Annotated in this window: 22 protein-coding genes and 1 pseudogene; 7 read left to right on the top strand and 16 right to left on the bottom strand. The window is 61.3% G+C overall.

Annotated features, from left to right (window positions below):
- The first annotated feature begins 108 nt into the window (after positions 1-108).
- Positions 109-1,611: an exopolyphosphatase gene (gene ppx, locus K4O48_RS02275; protein WP_222910572.1), complete on the top strand. Its 1,503-nt coding sequence runs from the start codon at positions 109-111 to the stop codon at positions 1,609-1,611.
- Between the two features lie 43 nt (positions 1,612-1,654).
- Here the strand turns inward: ppx and ppk1 are convergent, their stop codons facing one another.
- Positions 1,655-3,859 carry a polyphosphate kinase 1 gene (ppk1, locus tag K4O48_RS02270; RefSeq protein WP_222910571.1) on the bottom strand — a complete coding sequence of 735 codons (2,205 nt, stop codon included), beginning with the start codon at positions 3,857-3,859 and terminating at the stop codon, positions 1,655-1,657.
- Positions 3,860-3,878: 19 nt separating this feature from the next.
- The gene (gene hemB / locus K4O48_RS02265; protein WP_222910570.1) at positions 3,879-4,892 is read right to left on the bottom strand and encodes a porphobilinogen synthase; all 1,014 of its coding nucleotides are present in this window, start codon (positions 4,890-4,892) and stop codon (positions 3,879-3,881) included.
- 319 nt (positions 4,893-5,211) lie between these two features.
- Between hemB and elbB the strand changes: the two genes are divergently transcribed.
- Positions 5,212-5,874 (top strand): isoprenoid biosynthesis glyoxalase ElbB, encoded by a 663-nt coding sequence (elbB, locus tag K4O48_RS02260; protein ID WP_222910569.1) that lies wholly within the window; start codon positions 5,212-5,214, stop codon positions 5,872-5,874.
- 153 nt (positions 5,875-6,027) lie between these two features.
- The gene (locus tag K4O48_RS02255) at positions 6,028-6,498 is read left to right on the top strand and encodes a thioesterase family protein (protein WP_222910568.1); all 471 of its coding nucleotides are present in this window, start codon (positions 6,028-6,030) and stop codon (positions 6,496-6,498) included.
- A gap of 36 nt (positions 6,499-6,534) precedes the next feature.
- Here the strand turns inward: K4O48_RS02255 and K4O48_RS02250 are convergent, their stop codons facing one another.
- The 5 genes from K4O48_RS02250 to K4O48_RS02230 are packed head-to-tail and all read right to left on the bottom strand — an operon-like array spanning position 6,535 to position 10,955.
- Positions 6,535-6,996 (bottom strand): YaiI/YqxD family protein, encoded by a 462-nt coding sequence (locus K4O48_RS02250; protein ID WP_222911952.1) that lies wholly within the window; start codon positions 6,994-6,996, stop codon positions 6,535-6,537.
- A 14-nt stretch (positions 6,997-7,010) separates the two neighbouring features.
- Entirely contained in the window at positions 7,011-7,643 is a 633-nt protein-coding gene (locus tag K4O48_RS02245; RefSeq protein WP_222910567.1) for a LysE family transporter, read from the bottom strand.
- A gap of 53 nt (positions 7,644-7,696) precedes the next feature.
- A complete protein-coding gene (locus K4O48_RS02240) occupies positions 7,697-8,458 on the bottom strand; it encodes a TerC family protein (RefSeq protein WP_222910566.1) in 762 nt (253 codons plus the stop codon).
- Positions 8,459-8,463: 5 nt separating this feature from the next.
- Positions 8,464-9,045: a mechanosensitive ion channel family protein gene (locus K4O48_RS02235; RefSeq protein WP_222910565.1), complete on the bottom strand. Its 582-nt coding sequence runs from the start codon at positions 9,043-9,045 to the stop codon at positions 8,464-8,466.
- The gene (locus K4O48_RS02230) at positions 9,042-10,955 is read right to left on the bottom strand and encodes an ATP-binding cassette domain-containing protein (protein WP_222910564.1); all 1,914 of its coding nucleotides are present in this window, start codon (positions 10,953-10,955) and stop codon (positions 9,042-9,044) included. Before K4O48_RS02230 ends, K4O48_RS02235 begins: the two co-directional genes overlap by 4 nt.
- A gap of 65 nt (positions 10,956-11,020) precedes the next feature.
- Between K4O48_RS02230 and K4O48_RS02225 the strand changes: the two genes are divergently transcribed.
- Positions 11,021-11,497: a TIGR02444 family protein gene (locus K4O48_RS02225; RefSeq protein ID WP_222910563.1), complete on the top strand. Its 477-nt coding sequence runs from the start codon at positions 11,021-11,023 to the stop codon at positions 11,495-11,497.
- Here K4O48_RS02225 and K4O48_RS02220 read toward each other — a convergent pair.
- The 9 genes from K4O48_RS02220 to K4O48_RS02180 form a co-directional block, all read right to left on the bottom strand.
- The gene (locus K4O48_RS02220; RefSeq protein ID WP_260523690.1) at positions 11,476-12,330 is read right to left on the bottom strand and encodes an AlgP family protein; all 855 of its coding nucleotides are present in this window, start codon (positions 12,328-12,330) and stop codon (positions 11,476-11,478) included. The genes K4O48_RS02225 and K4O48_RS02220 overlap by 22 nt on opposite strands.
- Before the next feature lie 35 nt (positions 12,331-12,365).
- Positions 12,366-12,833 (bottom strand): sigma D regulator, encoded by a 468-nt coding sequence (rsd, locus tag K4O48_RS02215; protein WP_222910562.1) that lies wholly within the window; start codon positions 12,831-12,833, stop codon positions 12,366-12,368.
- 252 nt (positions 12,834-13,085) lie between these two features.
- A complete protein-coding gene (locus K4O48_RS02210; protein ID WP_222910561.1) occupies positions 13,086-13,577 on the bottom strand; it encodes a disulfide bond formation protein B in 492 nt (163 codons plus the stop codon).
- Positions 13,578-13,695: 118 nt separating this feature from the next.
- Positions 13,696-14,934, bottom strand: coding sequence for a heme biosynthesis HemY N-terminal domain-containing protein (locus tag K4O48_RS02205; RefSeq protein WP_222910560.1), 1,239 nt, complete (start codon positions 14,932-14,934; stop codon positions 13,696-13,698).
- Positions 14,931-16,190: a uroporphyrinogen-III C-methyltransferase gene (locus K4O48_RS02200; protein ID WP_222910559.1), complete on the bottom strand. Its 1,260-nt coding sequence runs from the start codon at positions 16,188-16,190 to the stop codon at positions 14,931-14,933. The genes K4O48_RS02205 and K4O48_RS02200 overlap by 4 nt, the downstream gene beginning before the upstream one ends.
- A 16-nt stretch (positions 16,191-16,206) precedes the next feature.
- Positions 16,207-16,977 carry a uroporphyrinogen-III synthase gene (locus K4O48_RS02195; RefSeq protein WP_222910558.1) on the bottom strand — a complete coding sequence of 257 codons (771 nt, stop codon included), beginning with the start codon at positions 16,975-16,977 and terminating at the stop codon, positions 16,207-16,209.
- A complete protein-coding gene (gene hemC, locus K4O48_RS02190; RefSeq protein ID WP_222910557.1) occupies positions 16,974-17,912 on the bottom strand; it encodes a hydroxymethylbilane synthase in 939 nt (312 codons plus the stop codon). Before hemC ends, K4O48_RS02195 begins: the two co-directional genes overlap by 4 nt.
- A 152-nt stretch (positions 17,913-18,064) precedes the next feature.
- Positions 18,065-18,811, bottom strand: coding sequence for a LytR/AlgR family response regulator transcription factor (locus tag K4O48_RS02185; RefSeq protein WP_222910556.1), 747 nt, complete (start codon positions 18,809-18,811; stop codon positions 18,065-18,067).
- A complete protein-coding gene (locus K4O48_RS02180; RefSeq protein ID WP_222910555.1) occupies positions 18,808-19,890 on the bottom strand; it encodes a sensor histidine kinase in 1,083 nt (360 codons plus the stop codon). Before K4O48_RS02180 ends, K4O48_RS02185 begins: the two co-directional genes overlap by 4 nt.
- A gap of 497 nt (positions 19,891-20,387) precedes the next feature.
- Here K4O48_RS02180 and K4O48_RS20620 point away from each other — a divergent pair.
- From K4O48_RS20620 to argH, 3 genes and pseudogenes are all read left to right on the top strand, one after another.
- Positions 20,388-21,182, top strand: a pseudogene (locus K4O48_RS20620) (methyl-accepting chemotaxis protein); the annotation flags it as partial.
- Between the two features lie 21 nt (positions 21,183-21,203).
- Positions 21,204-22,088, top strand: coding sequence for a methyl-accepting chemotaxis protein (locus tag K4O48_RS20615; protein ID WP_409518958.1), 885 nt, complete (start codon positions 21,204-21,206; stop codon positions 22,086-22,088).
- A gap of 158 nt (positions 22,089-22,246) precedes the next feature.
- On the top strand, positions 22,247-23,641 hold the full coding sequence (argH, locus tag K4O48_RS02170; RefSeq protein ID WP_222910553.1) for an argininosuccinate lyase: 1,395 nt from the start codon (positions 22,247-22,249) through the stop codon (positions 23,639-23,641).
- The last annotated feature ends 47 nt before the right edge of the window (positions 23,642-23,688 follow it).

Genomic DNA, 23,688 nt, shown 5'->3' with positions numbered 1-23,688 from the left:
AACGCTATGAGCCCGGCGCTGCGAGCGGTTGTCTGCGAAGCAATCCTACGCGTTGGCGGATGGGGGCGATCATGTCAGGATGTCGGGGTTTTGCACAGAGACTGCCCAATGCGACCACCAGCCACCGAACCCTCTCCGATGATCGCCGCCCTCGATCTCGGGTCGAACAGCTTCCACATGGTCCTGGCACGTACCAGCAACGGCGAAATGCGCATCATCGAGCGCTTGGGCGAAAAGGTGCAACTGGCCGCCGGCATCGATGAAAACCGTATGCTTGACGATGCCGCCATGCAGCGTGGTCTCGATTGCCTGCGCCGTTTTGCGCAGCTGGTCAATCATCTGCCTCAGGGCGCGGTGCGGGTGGTGGGCACCAATGCGCTGCGTGAGGCGCGTAATCGTGCGCAGTTCATTCGCCAGGCCGAGACAATCATCGATCATCAGGTGGAGGTAATTTCCGGTCGTGAGGAAGCCCGACTGATTTACCTTGGCGTCTCGCACACCTTTCCGGCGGCGCCTGGCAAGCGGCTGGTGGTCGATATTGGTGGCGGCAGTACCGAGTTTATTGTGGGCCAAGGTTTTGACTCGCTGCTCCGCGAGAGCCTGCAGATGGGTTGCGTGAGCTTTACCCAACGGTTCTTCCGTGATGGCAAGATCACCGCTGCTCGCTACGCTCAAGCCTATACCGCCGCACGCTTGGAGCTTATGAGTATCGAACACGGCCTTCGACGGCTCGGCTGGCAGGATGCCGTAGGCGCCTCTGGCACTGTTCGCGCTATCGGCCTGGCAATCAAGGGTGCCGGATTGAGCAACGGCCAAGTCACCAGCGAAGGGCTCGGCTGGCTTAAGCGCAAGCTGTTCAAGCTCGGCGACGTGGACAAGCTCGACATGGATGGCATCAAGCCGGACCGTCGCAGTATTTTCCCGGCGGGCCTGGCCATCCTTGAAGCGATTTTCGACGCGCTCGAATTGTCCAGCATGACCCACTCGGAAGGCGCCCTGCGCGAAGGCGTGCTCTATGACCTAATAGGCCGCCATCATCACGAAGACATTCGCGACCGCACGCTGAGCTTTCTGATGGAGCGGTATCACGTCGATACCGAGCAGGCGACACGTGTGGAAAGCAAAGCATTAGAGGCGTTCGATCAGGTCGCTTCCGATTGGGGTTTGGTCGAGGACTGGCATCGAGAGTTGCTGAGCTGGGCGGCGCGTGTTCACGAAGTGGGCTTGGACATCGCGCACTATCACTATCACAAGCACGGCGCCTACCTGATCGAACACTCCGATCTGCCCGGATTTTCACGCCAGGATCAGCAGATGCTTGCGTTGCTTGTGCGAGGGCATCGCCGCAACATCCCCCGGCAGAAGTTCGAAGAGCTGAGCGAAGATGGCGTGAAGCTCACCCGCCTCTGTGTGCTCCTGCGATTCGCCATTCTTTTCCATCACATCCGCGGCCCGCAGCAAGCGCCAGCGTTTACCCTCGGGGCCGGCGACAACAGCCTTGACGTAGCCTTTCCGCAAGGCTGGCTGGAAAACAACCCGCTGACACAGGCCGACTTTGCGCTGGAGGCAGAATGGCTGAAACGGATCGACTTTATCCTTACCGTGCGTTGATCGCCCTCTGCGCCGCCCGCCTGGCAAGCGCGCAGCGACAGCCTCAACGCGCGGTCGAGCTGCCCAGGCGCTCCAGCAGCGTGTTCTGAACGTTACGCGGGTTCTGGTTGCCGCTTGGGCTGTTGCGCACATAGCTTCCATCCGACTGCAGTACCCAGCTCTGGGTATTGTCGGTAAGAAAACCTTCCAGTTCCTTTTTTACCCGTGTGATCAGCTTCTTCCCTTCGACCGGGAAACACGTTTCCACGCGCCGGTCCAGATTTCGCTCCATCCAGTCGGCACTCGATAGATAAAGCTTTTCGTCGCCGGCGTTGAGGAAATAGAAAACTCGACTGTGCTCGAGGAAACGTCCGATTATCGAGCGCACCTGAATGTTGTGCGAGACGCCAATCACCCCCGGGCGAAGGCAACACATGCCACGCACGATCAAATCGACCCGCACCCCCGTCTGGCTGGCCTTATAAAGGGCACGGATCATCTTCGCGTCGGTCAAGGAATTGACCTTGAGAATGATATGCGCCGGTTTGCCTTCGCTGGCGTGTTGGGTTTCCTGGGCGATCATGTCGAGCAGCGCTTTTTTCAACGTGAACGGCGCGTGCAGCAGCTTTTTCATGCGCATGGTCTTGCCCATGCCGATCAGCTGACTGAAGAGCTTGGAGACATCCTCACACAGTGCATCATCGGACGTCAGCAAGCTGTAGTCCGTGTAGAGGCGCGCATTGCCCGCGTGGTAGTTGCCGGTCCCCAAATGAGCGTAACGCCGGAGTTCGCCGTCTTCGCGGCGCAGGATCAACATCATCTTGGCGTGAGTCTTGTAGCCCACGACGCCATAGATAACCACGGCCCCGGCCTGTTGTAGCCGGCTTGCCAGTTGGAGATTGGACTCCTCATCAAAGCGGGCGCGCAGCTCGATGACGGCAGTGACTTCCTTGCCGTTACGCGCCGCCTCGACGAGGGCATCAACAATCTCTGAGTTGGCACCGGAACGGTACAACGTTTGTTTGACGGCCAGCACGCAGGGGTCCTTGGCCGCTTCACGCAAGAGATCAACCACCGGCGTGAACGATTCATAGGGATGCAATAGCAGGATGTCCTGCTTGCCGACGACGGTAAAAATATTCTCGCTGTTCTGCAGAAGCTTGGGGATCGCCGGCGTAAATGGCGCGTACTGCAGTTCTGGATGGCTATCAAGCCCGGTGATGCTGAACAGCCGGGTCAGGTTGACCGGACCGTTGACGCGGTAAAGCTCGCTCTCGCTCAGGCTGAACTGTTTGAGCAGGAAGTCGGCGAGGTGCTTCGGACAGGTATCCACCACCTCCAGCCGCACCGCATCTCCGTAACGACGGGAGATCAATTCGCCGCGCAGCGCTCGGGCGAGATCTTCAACGTCCTCTGTATCCACTGACAAGTCGGCGTTTCGCGTCAGGCGGAATTGGTAGCAGCCCTTGACCTTCATGCCGTGAAACAGATCGTCCGCGTGCGCGTGGATCATCGATGACAGGAATACGTAATTGGCACCGGCGCCGCCGACCTCCTCGGGTATGCGAATCACGCGAGGTAGTAGCCGCGGCGCCGGGATGATCGCCAGCCCCGAGTCACGGCCGAACGCATCGATGCCTTCCAGTTCGACGATGAAGTTGAGGCTCTTATTCACCAGCAAAGGGAACGGATGGGTCGGATCCAGGCCAATCGGGGTAATGATCGGCGCGATCTCGTCGCGGAAATAGCGACGCACCCACGCCTTGATCTTGGCCGTCCAGTGACGGCGCCGGATGAACCGCACCTGATGCTTGGCCAGCTCGGGTAGCAAAACCTCGTTCAGAATCGAATACTGTCGGCTGACCTGCTCATGCACTAGCTCGGAAATGCGCGCAAGGGCCTGGTGCGGCTGGAGGCCGTCTGCACCGGCTTGCTCACGCGCGAAGGTGACCTGCTTCTTCAGCCCGGCGACGCGAATCTCGAAGAACTCATCGAGATTACTGGAGAAGATCAGCAGAAACTTGAGCCGCTCCAGCAGCGGGTAGGACTCATCCAGCGCCTGTTCCAGCACGCGGATATTGAATTGCAGCTGTGACAGCTCACGGTGGATGTAGAGGCTGTTGTCGTCCAGGTTCGGCGGCGGCGCCTGCGGTGTCGGGGCGTCCTCAACCTTCTCCAGCTCAGGCGCCGGGGTAGCCAGCGCCTCAAGGGGCTGTGCCTCGTTAGCCACACGCTGCAATTCGCTTTCGCTGAATACCTGGGTCGTCATCAATCTGCCTCGGCAGGGCTCACTGGCCCTGTTTTAATTGTTGTGCCGCCTGTTTGGCGAAATAGGTGAGGATGCCGTCTGCCCCGGCCCGCTTGAAGCCGGTCAACGACTCAAGAATTACCGCCTCGCTCAGCCAGCCGTTCTGAATGGCCGCCATATGCATCGCGTATTCACCACTAACCTGGTAGACGAAGGTTGGCACGCGAAAGGCATCTTTTACCCGCCAGAGAATATCGAGATAGGGCATACCGGGCTTGACCATCACCATGTCGGCGCCTTCGGCGAGATCAGCACCCACTTCATGGAGCGCCTCGTTACTGTTGGCGGGATCCATCTGATAGGTGTTCTTGCTGCCTTTGCCCAGGTTCGCAGCCGACCCCACCGCATCACGGAAGGGGCCGTAATAGGCGCTGGCGTACTTGGCGGAATACGCCATGATGCGAACGTTATGGTGGTCGGCGACTTCAAGCGCCTCGCGAATTGCCTGGATCCGCCCGTCCATCATGTCCGAAGGCGCCACGACCTGAGCACCGGCCTCGGCATGAGACAGCGCTTGGCGAACCAGCGCATCGACCGTCACGTCGTTCTGCACATAACCCTGATCATCGAGAATGCCGTCCTGGCCATGCGTGGTAAACGGATCGAGCGCCACATCAGTGATGATGCCCAGCTCAGGGAAGCGTTCACGCAACGCGCGCGTCGCCCGCTGCGCGATGCCGTCCGGATTCCAGGCTTCGGCAGCGTCGAGAGATTTTTTTTCCAACGGCGTCACCGGGAACAGCGCCAGCGCCGGAATCCCTAGCGCCACCAGCTCCTCCGCCTCTTTGAGCAGCAGATCGAGGGACAACCGCTCCACGCCTGGCATGGACGGCACCTGCTCGCGGCGATTCTCACCGTCGAGGACGAATACCGGCAGGATCAGATCGTCCACGCTCAGTGCATGCTCGCGCACCAGTCGGCGGGAGAAATCGTCCCGGCGGTTCCGACGCAGGCGCGTAGCGGGAAACAATCGATTGGCGGGAACGAAACTCACAGCGCACTCCTGGCCCGCAAGGCGGGCGAATATGACGTTTATAGGCCAGCATCATGACAAGCCGATGACAATGCCATCGGTACCGGCATCCGAAGAGGCTCATTGTCGCCACCCTCGGCAGGCACTTCCAGTGCTTTGATCATACGGGCTCAGCAAGAAAGCCTATCAGCCAAGGCCACGCGGACTGAACACCGGCGGCCCTGAGATATCCAAGCTAGAAGGCTTGGGCTTACCTGGAACACTGCCAGGGATTAGCATCGAAGGTTCTTTAGCCCGGCTCGCCTGTAGGGCCAATGAATCAGACCAGGAGTATCTTCTAATGAACAGAAAAGTCGCCGTAATCCTTTCCGGCTGTGGCGTCTACGACGGCTCGGAGATCTATGAAAGTGTAATCACGCTGCTGCGCCTGGATCAGCGTGGCGCTACGGTTCAGTGTTTTGCGCCAGATATAGACCAGATGCACGTGATCAACCATCTGACGGGCGAAGAAATGCCGGAGCGCCGCAACGTGCTGGTCGAATCTGCACGCCTGGCACGCGGCGAGATCAAGGACCTGCGCGAAGCGAATGCAGAGGAGTTCGACGCGCTGATCATGCCCGGCGGCTTTGGCGCGGCCAAGAATCTGTCTGATTTCGCCACACAAGGGGCAGCCTGCAAGATCCTCCCGGACGTGTTGTCTGTTGCGCAGGCCTTCGTCAAGGCAGGAAAACCGGTCGGAATGATGTGTATCGCCCCCACCATGGCGGCACAGATCTTCGGCCCGGGCATAGTCTGCACGCTGGGCAATGACGACGACCCGGCGGCAACCGCTTCCAAAGAAATGGGAATCGAACATCAGGCGTGTGAGGTGACAGACATCGTTGAAGACACCCAGCACAAGCTGGTGACGACCCCAGCCTACATGCTCGCGCAGTCAATCAGCGATGCGGCATCCGGCATCTACAAACTCGTCGATCGAGTGCTGGAGCTGACCCACGCGTAATCACCGCCTCGGCTTCCCCCATCCCGAGCAAGCCTCGGGATTTTTCGTTTAGCGTGGGGCTATACGGCCAATCGTACCGGCACTCCCGCCGCGCCACTGGTCAATTCTGCTTGGCTCCGGCAGCGTTGACTGGTCTGCCAGGAAGCCCTACTGATGCCAACCAACGAGAGCGATTCCGTCAAAGTGCACCAACAGGCCGTGCGTCAGCTCTTCGAGCGCATCCCCTTCAACGAATATCTGGGCATCGAGCTGGACGAGGTATCTCGCGAGCGAGTCGTCATGCACCTGCCCATGAAGCCCGAGCTGGTCGGTAACTTCTTCCACGGCATCCTGCATGGTGGCGTGATCGCTTCGCTGCTCGATGTTGTGGGCGGCGCGATGGCAATGATCGGGGTGTTCGAAAAGCACCAACACCTCACCAGCGAGGAGCGCGCCTTGCGTCTTTCGCGTCTGGGCACCATCGATCTGCGCATCGACTACCTGCGCCCCGGCCGAGGCACGCGCTTTAGCGCCAGCGCAACCTTATTGCGCTCTGGCAACAAGGTAGCGGTGGTTCGCTCTGAATTGCACAACGAAGAGCAGGTGCTGGTGGCGGTCGGGACGGGTACTTACCTCTGCGGCTGACGTACAGCACCGTAGCGCGAGGGAAATCGGCTTCGCCTAGTGGGCTCTGGCTCGCGCCAGCTGTGTTAGCAGGCGATCAAGGGTGTTGGCGAATGCCTGGCGATCCCGCTCACCGTAAGCCGCCTGCCCGCCGCTGGCCTGCCCCTGTTCCCGCAAGTCGGTAAAGAGATTGCGCACCGCCAGCCGGTCACCCATGTTGCGCTCATCGAACTCGCGACCACGCGAATCGAGCGCAGCCACGCCCTTCTTGACCAATCGGTCGGCCAGCGGCACATCGCTGCAGATCACCAGCTCGCCAGGCTTGGCATGTTCGACTAGATAATCATCTGCCGCGTCAGGGCCGCTCGGCACTACGATTAGCCGAACACAGGCGAACGCCGGCTTTATCTGGCTCTGGCCAGCAACCAGCACCACCTCGAATTTACGTTTGAGGGCGAACTTGATCAGCTGCTCTTTAGCTGCCTTCGGGCAGGCATCCGCGTCGACCCACACCCGCAACGGCCCAGATGCGGTCATACCGCGGCCCGCCGCACCGTCGCCAGTAAAGCCGCGGCACCCGCAAACATGGCCGCAAAGCTGCGGTTGACCAGGCGCTGCTGACGCGGCGTGCGCAGCAACCGCAACACTTTGGCCGCCAGACCGGTATAGCCCGCCATGACGACGAGATCGACCACCACCATCGTCATGCCCATATGCAGGTACTGCACCACAAGGTCCCGATTCGGATCGAGGAATTGCGGCAGCACCGCAAGAATGAAAACGATGGCCTTTGGGTTGCTCGCGTTAACCAGAAAACCGCGGAATATCAATGCCAGCGGGCGTCCAATCGGGCGCGGTGCAGCGCTGTCATCGAGCGTCTCCGGCATGGCACGCCATTGCTTCAACGCCAGCCACAACAGGTAAGCGACGCCGAACCATTTGATCAGGCTGAACGCGAGCGATGAGGTCGCCAGCACCGCGCCGACACCGGCCGCGACGACGGCGATCTGCAGCGCGAGCGCGATCTGCAGCCCAATCGCGTTCCAGTAACCGCGCCAGAATCCATACTGCAGCCCGCACGACATCGACGCTATCGCACCGGCCCCCGGCGACAGGCTAATGACCCAACAGGCAACGAAGAACGCAAGCCAGGTTTCGATCGTCATGGTTGTTCCTCAGGCCGACACTGCCGCCGCGTGGCGGCAGCGGCACAGCCGTCTCAGTCCGGGATGTCCTTGCCAAGCTTGACGGGCTCTTTCAGCTTGCGGTTCATCGCCTTGCGCATACGGATGTTGATCGCTTCGACGCCGAGCGAGAAGACCATGGCGAAATACACATAGCCTTTCGGCACGTGGGCGCCAAAGGCCTCTGCGACCAGCAAGGTGCCCACCACGATCAGGAAGGACAGCGCCAAGATCTTCAGCGTCGGGTGCTTCTCGATGAAATCACTGATGGTGCCCGCTGCCAGCATCATGACGCCGACCGCGATGACGATCGCAGCGATCATCACCTGTACGTTGTCCACCAAGCCGACCGCGGTAATGACAGAGTCGAGCGAGAAGACGATGTCGATGACTGCGATCTGCAAGATGATCCCGACAAAGCCGGCTTTGACCGCACCGCTAGTCGTGCCGTCCTGCTGCTCTTCACCTTCGACGCTGTGCCAGATTTCCATGGTGCTCTTGAACAACAGGAACAAGCCGCCGAAGAACAGAATGAGATCGCGTCCGGACACGCCATGCTCGAACACCGTGAACAGGTCGTTGGTCAGGCGCATCACCCAGGCGATCGACAACAGCAACAGGATCCGCGTCCCCATCGCCAGGGCCAGCCCGAAGAAGCGCGCCTTGGGCTGCTGCTCTTTGGGCAGGCGCCCAACCAGAATGGAGATGAAGATGATGTTGTCGATGCCGAGGACAATTTCCAAGGCGGTCAGGGTCAGAAATGCGACCCAGATTTCCGGGCTGCTAAGCCATTCCATGAGAGTTACTCGAGTGTGCTGTGATTGGAAGGTTGGATGTCAGTCCCGCGCCAACGGCGCAGGACTTTCTGGAAGAACAAACTGTTCGGCACCTGAACGATCGCGCCGGTTCCGCTCTCGGACACCTCCTCCAGCGTGGTGTAGAGCATATTGATGTCGAGGACGCGTCCTTTGACGATCGGCTTGTCGAAGCTCTCGACCAACTCTACGAGATCACCCAGGCGGAAGGGTCCGACGGCCATGATCAGAACGGCACACAGTAGGTTGGACAGCACACTCCAGATCGCGAAGAAGGCGACTGCCGCCACGGCAACGAAGCCGGAAAAAGCAGTCCAGAGCACCGTTGCCGATACGCCGAAACGCTCAAGCACCATAATCAGCGCGCCGCCGATGATGAACCAGCGGATACCGCCACGCAGCGGCAACAGCAGCTCGGGTGGCAGCGGGTAACGGCTGCCAAGCCTGCCCAATCCGCGCACCACCAATCGTTGCAACAAGTACGCGATGAACAGTATCAGTACCACTTGCAGCGCAAGCAGCAAAGGGTCGCGCCAATGCTGGGCAAGCATAAGCAGTCGTTCGTTCATGCGCTGGCCTCGAGCTGGCGCTGCAGACTTTCCAGCGCCTCCAGTGCCTCCAGCCAGGCCTCCTCTAGTTCGCCCTCGCGCACCCTCAGGTCTGCCTGCTTCGACAAAAGCTCGCGCAGTTCATCTTTCCGTGTCGATTCGTACAGTGACGCATCACCGAGCCGTTGCTCCAGCAAGGCCAGTTTTTCATGCACGGCGGAAACATCCTTTTCGAGCGTGTCGGCTTTACGCTTCAGCGGCGCTAACTGCTGACGCAACGCGGCGGCCGCCTGACGAAGAGCACGCTTGTCCGTTTTGTCGCCCGCAGGCTCAACGTCGCTTACCGGTTGCTGGCGGGCACGGTAGTCCACCAACCACCGCGCGTAGTCCTCAAGGTCGCCATCGAAGGTAACGACGCGCCCCTCGGCCACCAACAGAAACTCGTCAGTCGTGCTCTTGAGCAAATGCCGATCATGCGAAACCACCAATACCGCGCCTTCAAAATCCTGCAACGCCAGGGTCAAGGCGAGACGCATCTCCAAGTCCAGGTGGTTGGTCGGCTCGTCGAGCAGCAACAGGTTGGGTTTGCCCCACGCGATCAGGGCCAATGCCAACCGGGCTTTTTCACCGCCGGAAAAATTGAGCACCGGTTCGTCGCAGCGGTTGCCGCGGAAATCGAACCCGCCCAGGAAATCGCGCAAAACCTGTTCACGTTCACCCGACGCAATACGCTGCAGATGCAATAACGGACTGGCATTGGCGTCCAGCGCGTCGAGCTGATGCTGAGCGAAGTAGCCGATCACGAGGTTTTCTCCGCGCTGAAGGCGGCCACCCATTGGCTGGAGCTCGTTGGCCAGCGTCTTGATGAGCGTCGATTTGCCTGCGCCGTTGGGGCCGAGCAGACCGATCCGCGCACCCGGCACTAGCTGCAGTTTGACCTTGTCCAGCACCCACTTTTTTTCACCGTAACCGAGGCGTCCTTCGGACAAATCCAGCAAGGGGCTGGAAACCCGGTCCGCTTCACGAAAAACGAAATCGAACGGGGAGTCGATATGCGCCGGCGCCAGCTCCTCGAGCTTCTCGAGCGCCTTGATCCGGCTCTGAGCCTGGCGCGCCTTGCTCGCCTTGGCCTTGAAGCGCCGGATGAAATGTTCCATATGCTCGCGCTGAGCCTGCTGCTTCTCGAACGCCTGCTGTTGCTGTGCCAGCCGCTCGGCCCGGGCTCGTTCAAAGGCCGAATAGCCTCCGCGATAGAGGGTCAGCTTGCGCTGTTCGACGTGCACCACATTGCCAACCACCTCGTCGAGGAAATCACGGTCGTGGGAGATCAACATCAAGGTGCCCGGATAGCTCTTCAGCCAGGCTTCCAGCCAGAGGATGGCATCCAGATCGAGGTGGTTGGTCGGCTCGTCGAGCAAGAGCAAATCGGACGGGCACATCAACGCCTGCGCGAGGTTCAGCCGCATCCGCCATCCGCCGGAGAAGCTGCTGACCGGCAAATCCATTTGCTCGTGCCCAAAGCCAAGGCCAGCAAGCAGCTTGCGCGCTCGGGCATCGGCTGTGTAGCCGTCGGCATTGTCCAACTCAGTATGCAGGCGCGCCAGAGCGGTGCCGTCATGTGCCGCCTCAGCCACCGCTAGCGCGCCCTGGACACGACGCAACTCCGTGTCGCCATCGAGCACATAATCGACGGCCAAGCGATCAAGCGTATCGACCTCTTGCCGCATATGGGCGATCCGCCAGTCCGGAGGCAGCTGACAATCGCCTCCGTCGGGCGTGAATTCACCGCGCAGTAATGCGAACAGGCTGGACTTGCCGGCGCCATTGGCACCAACCAGCCCGACCTTTTGGCCAGGATGAAGGGTCAGCTCGGCGCCTTCCAGCAAACGCTGGGGCCCGCGCTGTAGAGTCAGGTTCTGGAGTCGGATCATAATGGCGGCGGAGTTTATCAGGTCGCCCGGAAATCCATCCGGGTGCTTATGAAAAAAACCGACCTATGAAGCGTGATGATCTTTGGTCCTTCGCCCTTGGCTGCTATGCCCAGCCAGGCGTGGAAGCCGCCTGCCTCGAATTGCAGTCTGCCGGTGCCGATGTCTGCCTGCTGCTGACCGGGGCCTGGCTGGAACACCGCGGCATTAGCTGTGATGAAGCCCGTCTCGAACGGTTGCGCGCAATCAGCGATGATTGGCGCACCCAAGTCGTCGCGCCATTGCGCAGCGTGCGCCAAACCTGGCGTCAGCAAGCGACGCTGGATGAAGAATTGGCGGGTCTACGCGCACGGGTAAAAGCGTTAGAGCTGGACGCCGAGAAGGTCCAGCTGAGGCGCCTGCAATCGGTCGCCGAGCAATGGCCGGCCGGTCATGACTCAACTGGCTGGCTGGATCGCCTGTGTGCTGGGCTAGAGGGTGATACGCGCGTCGCAGTACAACTACTGCGACGCGCGGCGACCGCTCAGTTGATGGGTGACGACTGAGCGGCGGACTCACCCTTGGCTGCGGCTGGCTTGCGAGCCGGTTTCTTAGCGACCGAGGGTTTGGCAGCCAATGCAGAATCCGCGGCTAATGTGGGCTTCCCAGCATTACTGGCGGGGCGCCGGCGGGCGCCACTCGGCGCTTTACGCGTTGGCGCAGTGGACACCGGCGCCTTCGCTGCGACCGGCTTTTCCGCCGCGCTGTTCTTGGCTGCTGTGGTTTTTGGGGAGGGGTTGGTAGCCGGACGCGCCGCACGTGAGGACGATCGAGCTGCGGCGGTTTTGCTAGCGGCAGGTTCGGCAGTAGCGCGCTTCTGGGCCTGTGGCGAACCCTTGCTACGATTCGACGAACGAGCGGCATCGGGCTTGCCGCGCGACGCCAGCGCCTGGGCGGCCGCATTCTCAACCTGCGTGATCCCTTGGGCGAGTTTCAGACTCTGTTCCGCGTCGCGTTTCAATTCGGAAAGATAATTCAGCGTTTCATTCTGCCGCGCCTGCAGCACGGCGAGCATGTCGTCCAGCTCTGACAGCTTGGCCCGCGCCTTGGCTTGTGCCTTCGATTTGCCAGCGTTGCCCGCCTCATCAAGCTTGGCACGTGCCTTGATCACCTTCTCTTGCGTTTTGCCGCGCTGCTTCTCAAGGTTGGCCAGCAGACCTTCCGCCTCATTCTGGGCTTCAGTGCAAGCCTTTCGCAGATGGACCACGAGGCTCTGCGACAACTGCTGGAGCAGATGCAGCGGAGTCGAAACCGATTCTTTCCTTGCGGGCATTAAGACGCCTCCTGACGGGATGGGTCCGCCGGATTGACGTTCCCAACGATCCACCAAGCCCGCCATCGAAGAGGACAGCGGCCTTGCTCAGCTGAGCACCATCAAACCGTTGCGGCGGCCTGCTTGTGTGCGGTGTGGAGCACTTCGATGAGGCAGTCCTCAAGTTCGAAGCGCTCGTGCAGCAGCTGCCCCAGACGCTTCAACTCTTCCGGCAAGCCTGGGCTGTCCAAACAATCGCCACTATCGCAACGATCATTGAAGACCACAGCCACCTCGGTAATGGCTTCGATGCGGGGATAGATCTGGCGGGCCAGGTCTAGCCCACGCTTATCACCGAACGCTTCGGCTTCATTGAGCAGCTGCTCGTAGATCTCGAAATGCCCGGCCGACACGTAGTCGAGGAGTATTTCGCAAAACTTTTGCAATGTGGAGCGACTCGTGGCAGATGCGTCGCTGACATGCAGCTCATCGAATGCGTTGATCAGTGCATGGCGTTCTTGCAGCCAGCGGTCGATCAGCAGGTGCACACCTCCCCAGCGTTCCTGGGCGTTCCGACAGCTCTCGAGCATGATGACCTCACTTCCCTAATCGATGTTGCTTGTTGCGCCTTCCGAGACGGTTTTTTGTCTTGGGATATCGGCCTTGGGTGAGTGGCAGCGCATTCGGCGGAAAACCGACGCCGCCAGAGCAGACTATGCTGCGGCGATCGAAGCATCAAGCAGCAGGGATGAAAATCATCGGGGCGGTGATGTCAGCAATGCTTCGCGCTGCTGGATTGACCACCAAGCGCAGCGATCATTCGCCCGCCTCGAGAGAAAGTTTCAGTCGCGGCGCAGCAGCTGCCAGAAGCAAAACAACGCCATCGCGATGAACGCAAGCAATGTCCACTCCGGGATGCTCATACCCAGCAACGTCCAGCTGACTTCGGCGCATTCCGCGGTGCCGTGAAGTACCAGTCGGGCAATCTCCTGAAACGGCAGCGCATCCATCATGTATTCAAGGCTGGGCAGGCAGCTCGGCAGCTGGTCAGCCGGCATGTTCTGTAGCCAAATCTGCCGTATCGCCGTGGCACCACCCGCAACAGCAAATAGCAGCGCCAGTACCGAGTACACCCGGCGACCGGTCTTGTGCGGCCCGTGCAGCGCTGCGATCAGGCAGACCAATCCAAAACCGATCACGCAGATTCGCTGAACGATGCACAAGGGGCACGGCGCCAAGCCGACCACATGCTCGAGATACAGTGCGGCGATCATCATCAGCGCACTGCCGATGAAAGCCAGAAGAAACAGCGAGCGTGGGCTGGCCAGGTTCATGGTGACTCCGCAGACAGGAAAAGTTCGCTACGGTAGTGCTGGACGCGGCGAGCTGCAAGCCATACGGAACTCCGTGCAGTGGCACGGGACGCTCGTCACGTCCGCGCCATGCTGCTAGCTAGGTGGGGCTGGTCACCGGCAATCGACTGGCGCCGGTCTGATCAAGCAGTCCAAGCCCTTCCTGGAAGAGACGGTTGCTGCGCTCGTTGTCGCCCAGCTGGGCCAGCAGGCGTGCCAGCTCAGCGCAGGTTTCCGCTCGGTGCTCCATACGCAGACTCGCCTCCAGATAGTCGCGCGCCTTGCCCCAGAGCTCGTTGCGCAAACTCAAGCGGCCCAGCGCGAGCAGTAGCTCGGCGTTTTCTGGATGGGCTTTGAGCCAGCCTTCTGCATGGGCCAGCTGGCGTGCAGGCTCGCGCCCGCGAACGCGACCATAGCGCTCAACCAGGCGATCATCGAACTGGCGTTTGAGGGCGGCGTACAACACCTCCTCCGCTTTTTCCTCCGCCCCAAGCCGGCTTAAACCATCCGCATACGCTCGCATCAGCAGTGGCTCATTGCGCAGTTTGCTGGGTACGGTCTGCCAGCACTGATTGAGGCCTTGTTGCGGGTCCTCTGCAGTCGCCACTTCACCTTGCCCTGCCTGCTCTACCGCGGCAGTCCAGGCGAGCAATTCAAGCTCATCCAGCTTCGCTGGAGGTAACACGCGGTGCTTGCGCAACTCCGGCAGCAAGCGGCACAGAGCAGGCCAGTCCTTCAGCTGTACGTAGAGTTGCTGCAGCAGGGTCAACACACGGGGATGACGGGGATGGTCACTATGCAGCGCTTTCAACGATTCGCGCGCTTCGGCGTACTGGCCACGGTCGATTTGCAGCTGGGCCTGGGTCAAGCCGATGGCCAAACCGGCCTCGGGTTCGCGCTCTGCTGCCTTGTGTAGAAGCGCGTCGCTCTGCTCGTAATCGCCCAGCTCACTCGCGGCCCGAGCAGCACCCAGGTAATGCACCAACGGCTGACGATCATGCTCGGCCGCTGTGCTCAGATGCGTCAGCGCTTGGTTCCATTGCCCTTCGGCTAATTCGCGCAGCCCGGATCGCGAGGCGTTGGCAACGCGCCGCGCACGATGCCGCCGGGACCACGGGTTAACCAACGCACCAGAGGTGTAAAGCAATCCAAGCACCCAGTGAACCACCGTGGCGAACAACCAAAGGCAACCAATCAGACCGACAAAAATCCAGAAGCTCGACTCGTAGCGAAACTGGTCATAACTGATCAGGACGTACCCCGCATCCTGATAGATGGCCCAACCGATAAAGCCCGCTGCCGCCAGCAGCAGCACGAGGATAATGGCCAACCGTTTCATGTGCGCTGCCCCTCTTCAGCTGCCTGATCAGGCTCGGCCGGCTGCGGAGCTTCTTCTTCGGGACGCTCGCCGCGTTCGGCACGTTCGGTTGCCTCAGGTTCCTCCGCCTCTGGAGACTCGCGTTTTTGTACGTAGGCCTGCAGGGCCTGCAATGCTGGCGTGAGATCAGGCAACTCGACCGAGACTTGGCGCGGCACTAGCTGCTTGATGCGGTCACGCAATCCACGGCTCTGGCCGTTGTCCTCGCTGAAATGACCTTCGATCAGGCGGGCAGCCTGATCCAGCGATTGCCGATACACCTCTTCGTTGCCGTTGAGCACTGCCCACTGCGCCTGCTCGATGGCCAACGACAAGGCAAGCCGTACCTGCGCCAGGCTCTGGCCGGCAAGCAGTGGCTTGACATCGGTGCCCGCGTTGAAATCGATTCGCACATAGCGCGTCAGCTCGTCCAGCCACGTCTTCCAACCGCTGGCACCCTGCGTCTCGGACTGGCTCACCCCGTTTTCGAACTCCGGTGCCAGACCGCTGAGCTGACTCGCCTGATTGCGCAACGCGCCCAACTGCAGGAACAGCCCGGTGCGGTCCAGCTCCGGCAGGCTGCGCAATGCTTCGAGCCCCTCCAGTAGCTTCTGCCGCGCGCCGTACGCGCCCGGATCGTCCTGCTTACGCAGGATAAGGTCGGCTTCGGCGAGCAGTGATTCAGCACTGTTCACATCCTGCATCGCTGACAGACGCAACATAGCCATGCGCAACAGGTGCTCCGCCTCGGCTAAACGCCACTGTTCACGGCTGGCGCCGAGCACTTGCTCGACCCGGCCCGACAAGCGTTGCTGATCGCTTTGCAATGCTGAAAGCAGTCGGCGCCGTTCCTCCAGCTGCTCTGCGGAGGGTAGCTGCTCGAGCTTCCCAAGACGGCTGGCCAGTTGCTGACTGCGCTGCTCCAACTGTTGAGTTTGCTCACGTGCTGCCTGCGCCGCATTGAGCTGTTGACTCTCCTGCCCGGCGAGCTGCTGGGTCTGCCAGACGCTGTAGCCGCCAGCAGCCAAACCGGCCAGGCCGACCAGCAGCGCCAGGCCAGCCATCGCCTTGCCGCCGCCACGGGCGTCGGATGCGCCGGCAGAGGGCGAGGTAGGTGGCGGCGTCTTGGGCGGCGTCTTCGAATCCTTCGGAGGCTCTGTATTGACGGGCTTTTTGACGATGGCGGGATCGCTGCCCGATGGTTGCTGCGCTGCCTTATCGGAGTCTACTTCGCTCACGTTTCCATCCTTTGCATTAGGAAGCGGGCTCGGGATGTTCCCGTAACGCCGCTAGCAAAGCCGCGGTTCCGGCACCACGGCAATCCACTATTATTTTGGCACCCAAGGTAGTCGCCATCTCGGCGACACGAGGGCTGGGTACGAACAAGGGTAGCTCACGCAATGCGGTCCAATCAGATCCCGCCAGCTCGCGCAAAGACTGCAAACCCTGCCCACTGCTGACCACCACCGCGTTCAGCCGTTCAGAGCGAAGCGTTTGAGCCAGAATTCCGGGGGGATAATCCGGCAGGTAGCGTCGATACAATTCAAGCTTGTCCACCAGAACGCCTCGTTGATGAAGCGTCTCGGCAATGAGCTCACGACCACCCTCGCCCCGCAGAATCAGCACGCGTGGACTCGTCACATCAAGCGCCTCTGCGAGGCGCGGCAAGGCCAGCAGCGCCTCGCTATCATCCCCAACATCGGGCCAGTAGGCATTCAGACCGTGCTCTTTCAGGATGGCGCCGGTTGCGGCCCCAACGCTGAACCAGGCTTGACCGGCTGGCGGCTGCGGCCAGTAGCGCTTGAGGCGCGCCAACCCCAGCCTGGCGGCCGGCTTGCTCACCACGACCACGGCACAGTAGCGATCCAACTCAAGCATCGCCGCGCGTTGTTCAGCCGTTTCAGAAAGCGGTTCGATGGCCAGCAGCGGCACGCTGGCGCTATGGATACCGACATCGGAAAGGGCTGCAGCCAGCGCGACGCACTCCTCGGCGGGACGCGTCAGCAGCAGCCGCCACGCGCTCACGCCCCGCCGGCCTCGCCGTAGATGTCCTGCAAGATCTTTTCTGCGCCTTGCGCCAGCAACGCTTCGGCGACCCTGACGCCCAAGGCTTCGGCCTCGATTGCCGGCGCGCGATCCTCGGCGCGAAGCAGCAAGGTGCCATCCGGCTGGCCAACCAGGCCGCGTAACCACAACTGATCGTCTTCAAGCACCGCATAGCAGGCGATCGGCACCTGGCACCCGCCGTTAAGATGGCGGTTCAGCGCCCTTTCGGCACTGACACGCAGCGCCGTGTGTGGGTCGTTCATGCATTGCAGCAACCGGTGCAGCTCGGTATCGCCCGTACGGCACTCGATACCGACCGCGCCCTGCCCGCCCGCTGGCAAACTGTCCTCTACCGTGAGGTTGGAGCGGATGCGCTCGCCAAAACCGAGGCGAATCAGCCCGGCGGCGGCAAGGATGATCGCGTCGTATTCGCCCGCATCGAGCTTGGCCAGACGGGTATTGACGTTGCCTCGCAGAAACTGAATCTTCAGGTCCGGACGACGCGCCAATAGCTGCGCCTGACGACGCAGGCTAGACGTACCGACCACGGCGCCCGACGGCAGGGCGTCAAGCGTGTCGAAGTGATTGGATACGAAGGCGTCGCGCGGATCCTCGCGCTCGCAGATGCAGTAGAGGCCAAGCCCTTCGGGGAACTCCATCGGCACATCCTTCATGGAATGCACGGCGATATCGGCCTGATTTTCCATCAGCGCCGTCTCCAGCTCTTTGACGAACAGGCCCTTGCCACCGATTTTCGCCAGCGGCGCATCGAGCAACTTGTCACCGCGGCTGACCATTGGCACCAGGCTGACGGTCACTTCTGGATGGGCGGCTTCGAGACGCGCCTTGACGTATTCGGCCTGCCATAGGGCCAAGGCACTCTTGCGGGTGGCGATGCGAATTTCGCGAGACATGGGCGATTCCTGCAATTGACTGCCGACGATGATAACAGGCTGGTCCCGGCAAACGGGTTGGCCCGAATCAAGGAAAGGCAGCAGAGCAAACCCAGCGCCCCGCGCGATGCGAGGCAGTGCTGGAGGGCGTTTCGCCTATGAGCAGAGGCCGTTCAAAGGTTCTGCATCAATTTGCGGACGCCGGCGACATGCCGCCGGCTGACCGTAAGCGGCTCGCCTTCGAGTCCTTTGAGGAATAACTGAAAATGGCCGAGCGGGGTACGCTGCAGGCGCTCGATGCGGTCGCGATAGACCAGCGCGTTACGGTGGATCCGCACAAAGCGATCTCCAAACTCGTCCTCCAGCGCCTTGAGCGGCTCGTCCAGCAACACCTCACCGCCCTCGTGGCGCAATGTGACGTACTTGTGATCGGCGATGAAGTAGATCACCTGGGGCAACGGGATCAGCTCGATGCCTTTGCGGGTTCGGGCACTGATATGGCTACGCGGGCCGGTGCCAGAAACCGCCGCTGGCCGGGTGAGCGCAGCGAGCTGGACCCGGTTCGGCCGCTCAGCTTTCTTCAGCGCCTCTGCCAGGTGCTCGGGCCGCACCGGCTTGACCAGATAACCCACTGCGCTGACCTGAAACGCGTCCAGCGCGAACTCATCATGGGCCGTACAAAAAATCACCGCAGGGGGCGCATCACGCTCGCAGAGCTTGGCCGCGACCTGAAGTCCATCAAGGCCCGGCATACGGATATCCAGCAACACGACATCGGGACGCAGTTCCTCAATCAGGGACAGCGCTTCCTCGCCATTGGAGGCGGAAGGTTCCAGGACACGATAGCCGTCAAGATCACCTACCAGTCGGGCAAGGCGCTCGCGGGCTAGAGGTTCGTCATCGACAATCAGCACATTCATATGGTTCTGGCTTCCTGCTTTTGTGTCGCACACGGATAGCGTAGACAGGTGTAGTAACGGGCGTTATGCCGCTTCACGCTGAGACTCGCTGCGGGACCGAAAAGTGCCGTTAGTCGTGCGTCTATATTGTGCAGCGCCTGTTGAGTCCCCCGAGACGGCAGCGTTTGAGCGGTTTCATCAAATGGGTTGCTGACCTCCAAATGAAACACGCCGTCAGCATAATGCGCCACCACACTGACCACCCCGCCGTCGATTCGCGGCTGAATTCCATGGATGAGCGCGTTTTCCAACAGCGGCTGCAACGTCAGCTGAGGAATCGGCAAATCGTCCGGAACGCCATCGACTTGCCATTCAACCCGCAGCCGTTCGCCCATGCGGTATTGCTCGATCGACAGATAACGGCGTGACAGCTCCAGCTCTTCTCGCCAAGGCACCAGCGTACCGGGGCGGGCCAGGCTCGCACGGAACAGGTCGGACAGATCCAGCACCGCCTGCTCGGCCTTGGCGGGATCGGTCACCACCAGGCTTGCAATGCTGTTCAGGCTGTTGAACAGGAAATGTGGACGAATGCGTGCTTGCAGTGACTCGATGCGCGCCTTGAGTTCGGCCTGCTCCTGCCGTCGCCATTGGCTTTGCAGGTAGAAATAGCGCAACAGCAGTCCGGACATGATCAGGCTGATCAGCGCATGACGGAGGTAAAGGTTGGCTTCGCCAACGCGCATCAGCGGTCCGCCCAGCTGGTAGATATCAGCCACTGCCGTGCAGGCCAGCGTCAGGCCGACCACCAGCGCACAACAGGCGAGCCCCGCCAGCCAGGGCGACAGCCGCGCCAGCAGCGGCCGCAATTGGCAGGTCAATCCGGCGGACAGCAACATCACCCATTGAACGAACAGCGATGCCAGCGCCAAGCGCAGCCAGTTGAAACCCGGTTGCATCGGCTCGGCCAACACCAGTACCAGCACCAACAACTCGGCGAGCAGTACCAGGCCGAGCAGGGCTTCCGGCTCACACAGTTCGGGCACGAAGAATTCATCAGCTGGCGCAGCCGCGCGTCGCCGGGCAAGTCTTTTTATTTGCATGGATCGAGTTTTCCGCGCAGCCAGGACGCAACGCAATGGGCAGACCGAAAGGGCACGAAATGCGCCGCCGCATCCGCAGGTGCTTAGTCTATCGAGGCGTTGCGAAACAGTAGCACTAGACGTTCGCAAGTTCCGCACTGCAACAGGGCAATGCGAGGCCGCGGATTAAAGAACCAGGACGGTCGAGCCGATAACGCCATGATGGCGTAACGATTGCATCGTAACCCGCAAAACCATACGCCGCGCGCTGCGGCAGGAGTTGAGCCGTGCTGCTGTTTTCCGCTTTGCGTAGCCGCTTGCTACGCCCGGTATTTCTCACGCTATGTGCTGCGGTGGTGGTGCAGGTCGCTGTTTCGCTGGCGTTGACACGGAGCACCATCGGCGCACTTGAGCAAGAGATACAGACGAGCCTGGGCGAAGACGCCGCGCGCCTGCTTGGCGAGCTTAAGTCTGCTGATGTCGAGGTGCGGGATGGGCTGTCCGGTCTGTCCGAGCGCATGCAAGGCGAACTCGCGCAAGGCCTGACGCAGCGGCTCACCGAGGAGCAGACACAGCTGCAGAACGTGCTCGAACGCCACCTCAAGCAATCGGGCGACGACTTGGCGGTGCTGTTGGCCGGCGTCGCACCGGCGGCCATCTGGGACGCCGATATTCCGGCGCTGACCGAGTTCGTCAGGATGGCCCACCAGAACCCGGCAGTCGTTTTTGTCGTGTATTTCGACGCCAGCGGCAACCAGCTCACTCGCCACCTGAACCGAAAGGACCCTAGGGTCAAAGCGCTGCTGGACAAAGGCGAAGGCAGAACCTCGCTCGACAAGGTTTTGTCTGCCGCCGAGAGTGACCCGGCGCTCTATCTCGCCAGGGCAGCGATCAATCCCAAAGGCGCCGAGATCGGCCAGGTCATTCTGGGTCTCTCCACATCAGCGGTAACCACGGAACTCTCAGCGTTCAATGGGCGCTTCCAGACGTTAATCGCGGGCACCGCCAGCCTGGTCGAGACCGGCCTTGCCACAACCGCAAGCGACAGCGCGAAAGCGCTTGGGTCACGCTTGGCCGCCGCCTCTGAAGTGGCCGAAGCGATCGACATGAACAGCCAGCAGGCCGTCAAACGTTCGGCCACGGCTTTGCTGTGGCAAATCAGCCTGGGCCTGGTCGTCACCGGCGCGTTGTTGATGATGGCCGTGACGCTGGTGCTGGGCCGCCGGGTCCTGCATCGCCTGGGCTTGCTGGTGACCGCGCTGCGCGATCTCTCGGCAGGTCACGGTGATCTCACGCAGCGCGTGAATATCCACAGCAACGATGAGGTGGGCGACATGGCGGACGCGGTCGATCGGTTTCTGGCCAAACTGCAGCCCATTGTTCAGGAAGCCCGCACCATTTCTGTGCAGACCAGCGCCGAAATCACCGCGCTTGGCGCACGCAGCACCACCGCATCCGCTGCCGTTGGGCGTCAGCGAGATGAGGTGGCCGGTAGTCTGCAGGCACTCGCTGACATGACGCACCATGCCCAGGAAGACAGTCGGGTCATGCAGGCCGCTCTGAAACAGGTCGTGGCGATTCGTCAGTCGTCGATAGATAACGAAGCGATCTCCGAGCAAGTTGGCAAAGCCATCGAAACACTCGGTGACGGCGTACGAAGCAGTGCCGAGGTGATCGAGAAACTGGCCAAACAGAGCGAACAGATCGAGGTGGTTCTGACGGTAATCCAGGGGATTGCCGAGCAGACCAACCTGCTTGCGCTAAATGCGGCAATCGAGGCGGCCCGCGCCGGCGAAAGTGGTCGCGGTTTCGCCGTCGTCGCCGATGAAGTTCGTGCGCTGGCCAGCAAGACCCAGCAGTCCACTGGCGATATCCGGACGCACATCGAAAGCCTGCAACAAGGTGCTCGAGCGGCTGTCGCGGCCATCGGCAACGCAGGTGAGCAGGCCCACAGCGGCCTCGCCTCGCTCACCACTAGCCGCGAATTGCAACGCGAACTGCAACTCGCCGTGACTCAGGTGCACGAGGCTGTGCTGGAGGCGACGCGTGGCGCCGAACGACAGGCCGGCGCTGCGACGAACGTACGCGAACGCGTGCAAGTGATCCTGACCGAAGCCGAACGATCAGCTGAAGCGGTTACCGAGACCGCAAACAGCGGCCGGGAATTGGGCAGCCTGGCGCAACGACTCGACGCCAGCCTGGGCCAGTTCAAGGCTTGACCGCCAAAAGCGCCGCGCCGACCCCGGTTGAAACGCCTATTCGGTAGCGGACCGCCCCGGCGCGACGTCCCCAGACGCCTCGCCGGACCGATGAGGGGTTGCCGAACCCTGTTATTATTCGCGCCTTCTTTCGCCCACCGATTTATGCGAGCGCATTCATGAGCACCGACAAGACCAACCAGTCCTGGGGCGGCCGTTTCAGCGAGCCCGTCGACGCCTTCGTCGCCCGATTCACCGCCTCCGTCGAGTTCGACAAGCGCCTCTACCGCCACGACATCATGGGTTCCATCGCCCATGCCACCATGTTGGAAAAGGCTGGCGTGCTGAGCGACGCCGAGCGTGACCAGATCATCGCCAATCTGAAAGACATCCAGAGCGAGATCGAGGCCGGCACATTCGACTGGCGCGTCGATCTGGAAGACGTGCACATGAACATCGAAGCACGGTTGACCGACCGCATCGGCGTCACCGGCAAGAAGCTGCACACTGGCCGCTCGCGCAACGACCAGGTCGCCACCGATATCCGCCTGTGGCTGCGCGACGAAATCGATATCATCCTCGCCGAAATCACGCGTTTGCAGCAGGGCCTGCTGGGCCTGGCAGAGGCCGAAGCCGACACCATCATGCCCGGCTTCACCCACCTGCAGACCGCACAGCCGGTGACCTTCGGGCATCACCTGCTGGCCTGGTTCGAAATGCTCAGCCGCGACTATGAGCGCCTGGTCGATTGCCGCAAACGCACCAATCGCATGCCGCTGGGTTCGGCCGCGCTGGCCGGCACCACCTACCCGATCCAACGGGAGATCACCTGCGAACTGCTGGGCTTCGAGGCCATTTCCGGCAACTCGCTGGATGGCGTCTCGGATCGCGACTTCGCCATCGAATTCTGCGCCGCGGCCTCGGTGGCGATGATGCACCTGTCGCGCTTCTCCGAAGAGCTGGTGCTCTGGACCAGCGCGCAGTTCCAGTTCATCGACCTGCCTGACCGCTTCTGCACCGGCTCCTCGATCATGCCGCAGAAGAAGAACCCGGACGTGCCCGAGCTGGTGCGTGGCAAGACCGGCCGCGTATTCGGCGCGCTGGCAGGCCTGCTGGTGCTGATGAAAGGCCAGCCGCTGGCCTACAACAAGGACAACCAGGAAGACAAAGAACCGCTGTTCGATGCGGCCGATACGCTGCGCGACAGCCTGCGCGCCTTCGCCGACATGGTCCCGGCAATCAAGCCCAAGCGCGAGATCATGCGCGAGGCGGCACTGCGCGGCTTCTCCACCGCGACGGATCTGGCCGATTACCTTGTGCGCAAAGGCCTGCCGTTCCGTGATTGCCACGAGATCGTCGGTCATGCGGTCAAGTACGGTATCGACACCCGCAAGGATCTCGCCGAGATGAGCCTCGACGAGCTGCGGCAGTTCAGCGACCAGATCACTGACGACGTCTTTGCCGTACTGACACTTGAAGGCTCGGTGAACGCACGCGACCACATCGGCGGGACGGCGCCGGCGCAAGTACGCGCGGCTGTTCAGCGCGGGCACGAACTCCTCGCCGGCCGCTGACACGGGCGCTCGGTAACGGGGCGCCCGCGCGCCCCAGCTTTCCCGGA

The organism is Pseudomonas sp. DNDY-54, from assembly GCF_019880365.1.
GTDB classification, from domain to species: Bacteria; Pseudomonadota; Gammaproteobacteria; order Pseudomonadales; family Pseudomonadaceae; genus Stutzerimonas; species Stutzerimonas stutzeri_P.
The sequence above is the reverse complement of the archived record's forward strand: the minus strand, read 5'-3'. Positions and strand labels throughout refer to the sequence as shown.

What these genes read in the sequence shown, in the direction of transcription:
- K4O48_RS02240 (WP_222910566.1), bottom strand. Translation starts at nt 8,458, where the DNA reads ATGGAATGGCTTAGCAGCCCGGAAATCTGGGTCGCATTTCTGACCCTG.
- K4O48_RS02245 (WP_222910567.1), bottom strand. Translation starts at nt 7,643, where the DNA reads ATGACGATCGAAACCTGGCTTGCGTTCTTCGTTGCCTGTTGGGTCATT.
- K4O48_RS02185 (WP_222910556.1), bottom strand. Translation starts at nt 18,811, where the DNA reads ATGAATGTGCTGATTGTCGATGACGAACCTCTAGCCCGCGAGCGCCTT.
- hemC (WP_222910557.1), bottom strand. Translation starts at nt 17,912, where the DNA reads ATGTCTCGCGAAATTCGCATCGCCACCCGCAAGAGTGCCTTGGCCCTA.
- argH (WP_222910553.1), top strand. Translation starts at nt 22,247, where the DNA reads ATGAGCACCGACAAGACCAACCAGTCCTGGGGCGGCCGTTTCAGCGAG.
- K4O48_RS02255 (WP_222910568.1), top strand. Translation starts at nt 6,028, where the DNA reads ATGCCAACCAACGAGAGCGATTCCGTCAAAGTGCACCAACAGGCCGTG.
- K4O48_RS02220 (WP_260523690.1), bottom strand. Translation starts at nt 12,330, where the DNA reads ATGGCGGGCTTGGTGGATCGTTGGGAACGTCAATCCGGCGGACCCATC.
- ppx (WP_222910572.1), top strand. Translation starts at nt 109, where the DNA reads ATGCGACCACCAGCCACCGAACCCTCTCCGATGATCGCCGCCCTCGAT.
- K4O48_RS02225 (WP_222910563.1), top strand. Translation starts at nt 11,021, where the DNA reads ATGAAGCGTGATGATCTTTGGTCCTTCGCCCTTGGCTGCTATGCCCAG.
- K4O48_RS02230 (WP_222910564.1), bottom strand. Translation starts at nt 10,955, where the DNA reads ATGATCCGACTCCAGAACCTGACTCTACAGCGCGGGCCCCAGCGTTTG.
- K4O48_RS02180 (WP_222910555.1), bottom strand. Translation starts at nt 19,890, where the DNA reads ATGCAAATAAAAAGACTTGCCCGGCGACGCGCGGCTGCGCCAGCTGAT.
- K4O48_RS02205 (WP_222910560.1), bottom strand. Translation starts at nt 14,934, where the DNA reads ATGAAACGGTTGGCCATTATCCTCGTGCTGCTGCTGGCGGCAGCGGGC.
- elbB (WP_222910569.1), top strand. Translation starts at nt 5,212, where the DNA reads ATGAACAGAAAAGTCGCCGTAATCCTTTCCGGCTGTGGCGTCTACGAC.
- ppk1 (WP_222910571.1), bottom strand. Translation starts at nt 3,859, where the DNA reads ATGACGACCCAGGTATTCAGCGAAAGCGAATTGCAGCGTGTGGCTAAC.
- rsd (WP_222910562.1), bottom strand. Translation starts at nt 12,833, where the DNA reads ATGCTCGAGAGCTGTCGGAACGCCCAGGAACGCTGGGGAGGTGTGCAC.
- K4O48_RS02210 (WP_222910561.1), bottom strand. Translation starts at nt 13,577, where the DNA reads ATGAACCTGGCCAGCCCACGCTCGCTGTTTCTTCTGGCTTTCATCGGC.
- K4O48_RS20615 (WP_409518958.1), top strand. Translation starts at nt 21,204, where the DNA reads ATGGCGGACGCGGTCGATCGGTTTCTGGCCAAACTGCAGCCCATTGTT.
- K4O48_RS02235 (WP_222910565.1), bottom strand. Translation starts at nt 9,045, where the DNA reads ATGAACGAACGACTGCTTATGCTTGCCCAGCATTGGCGCGACCCTTTG.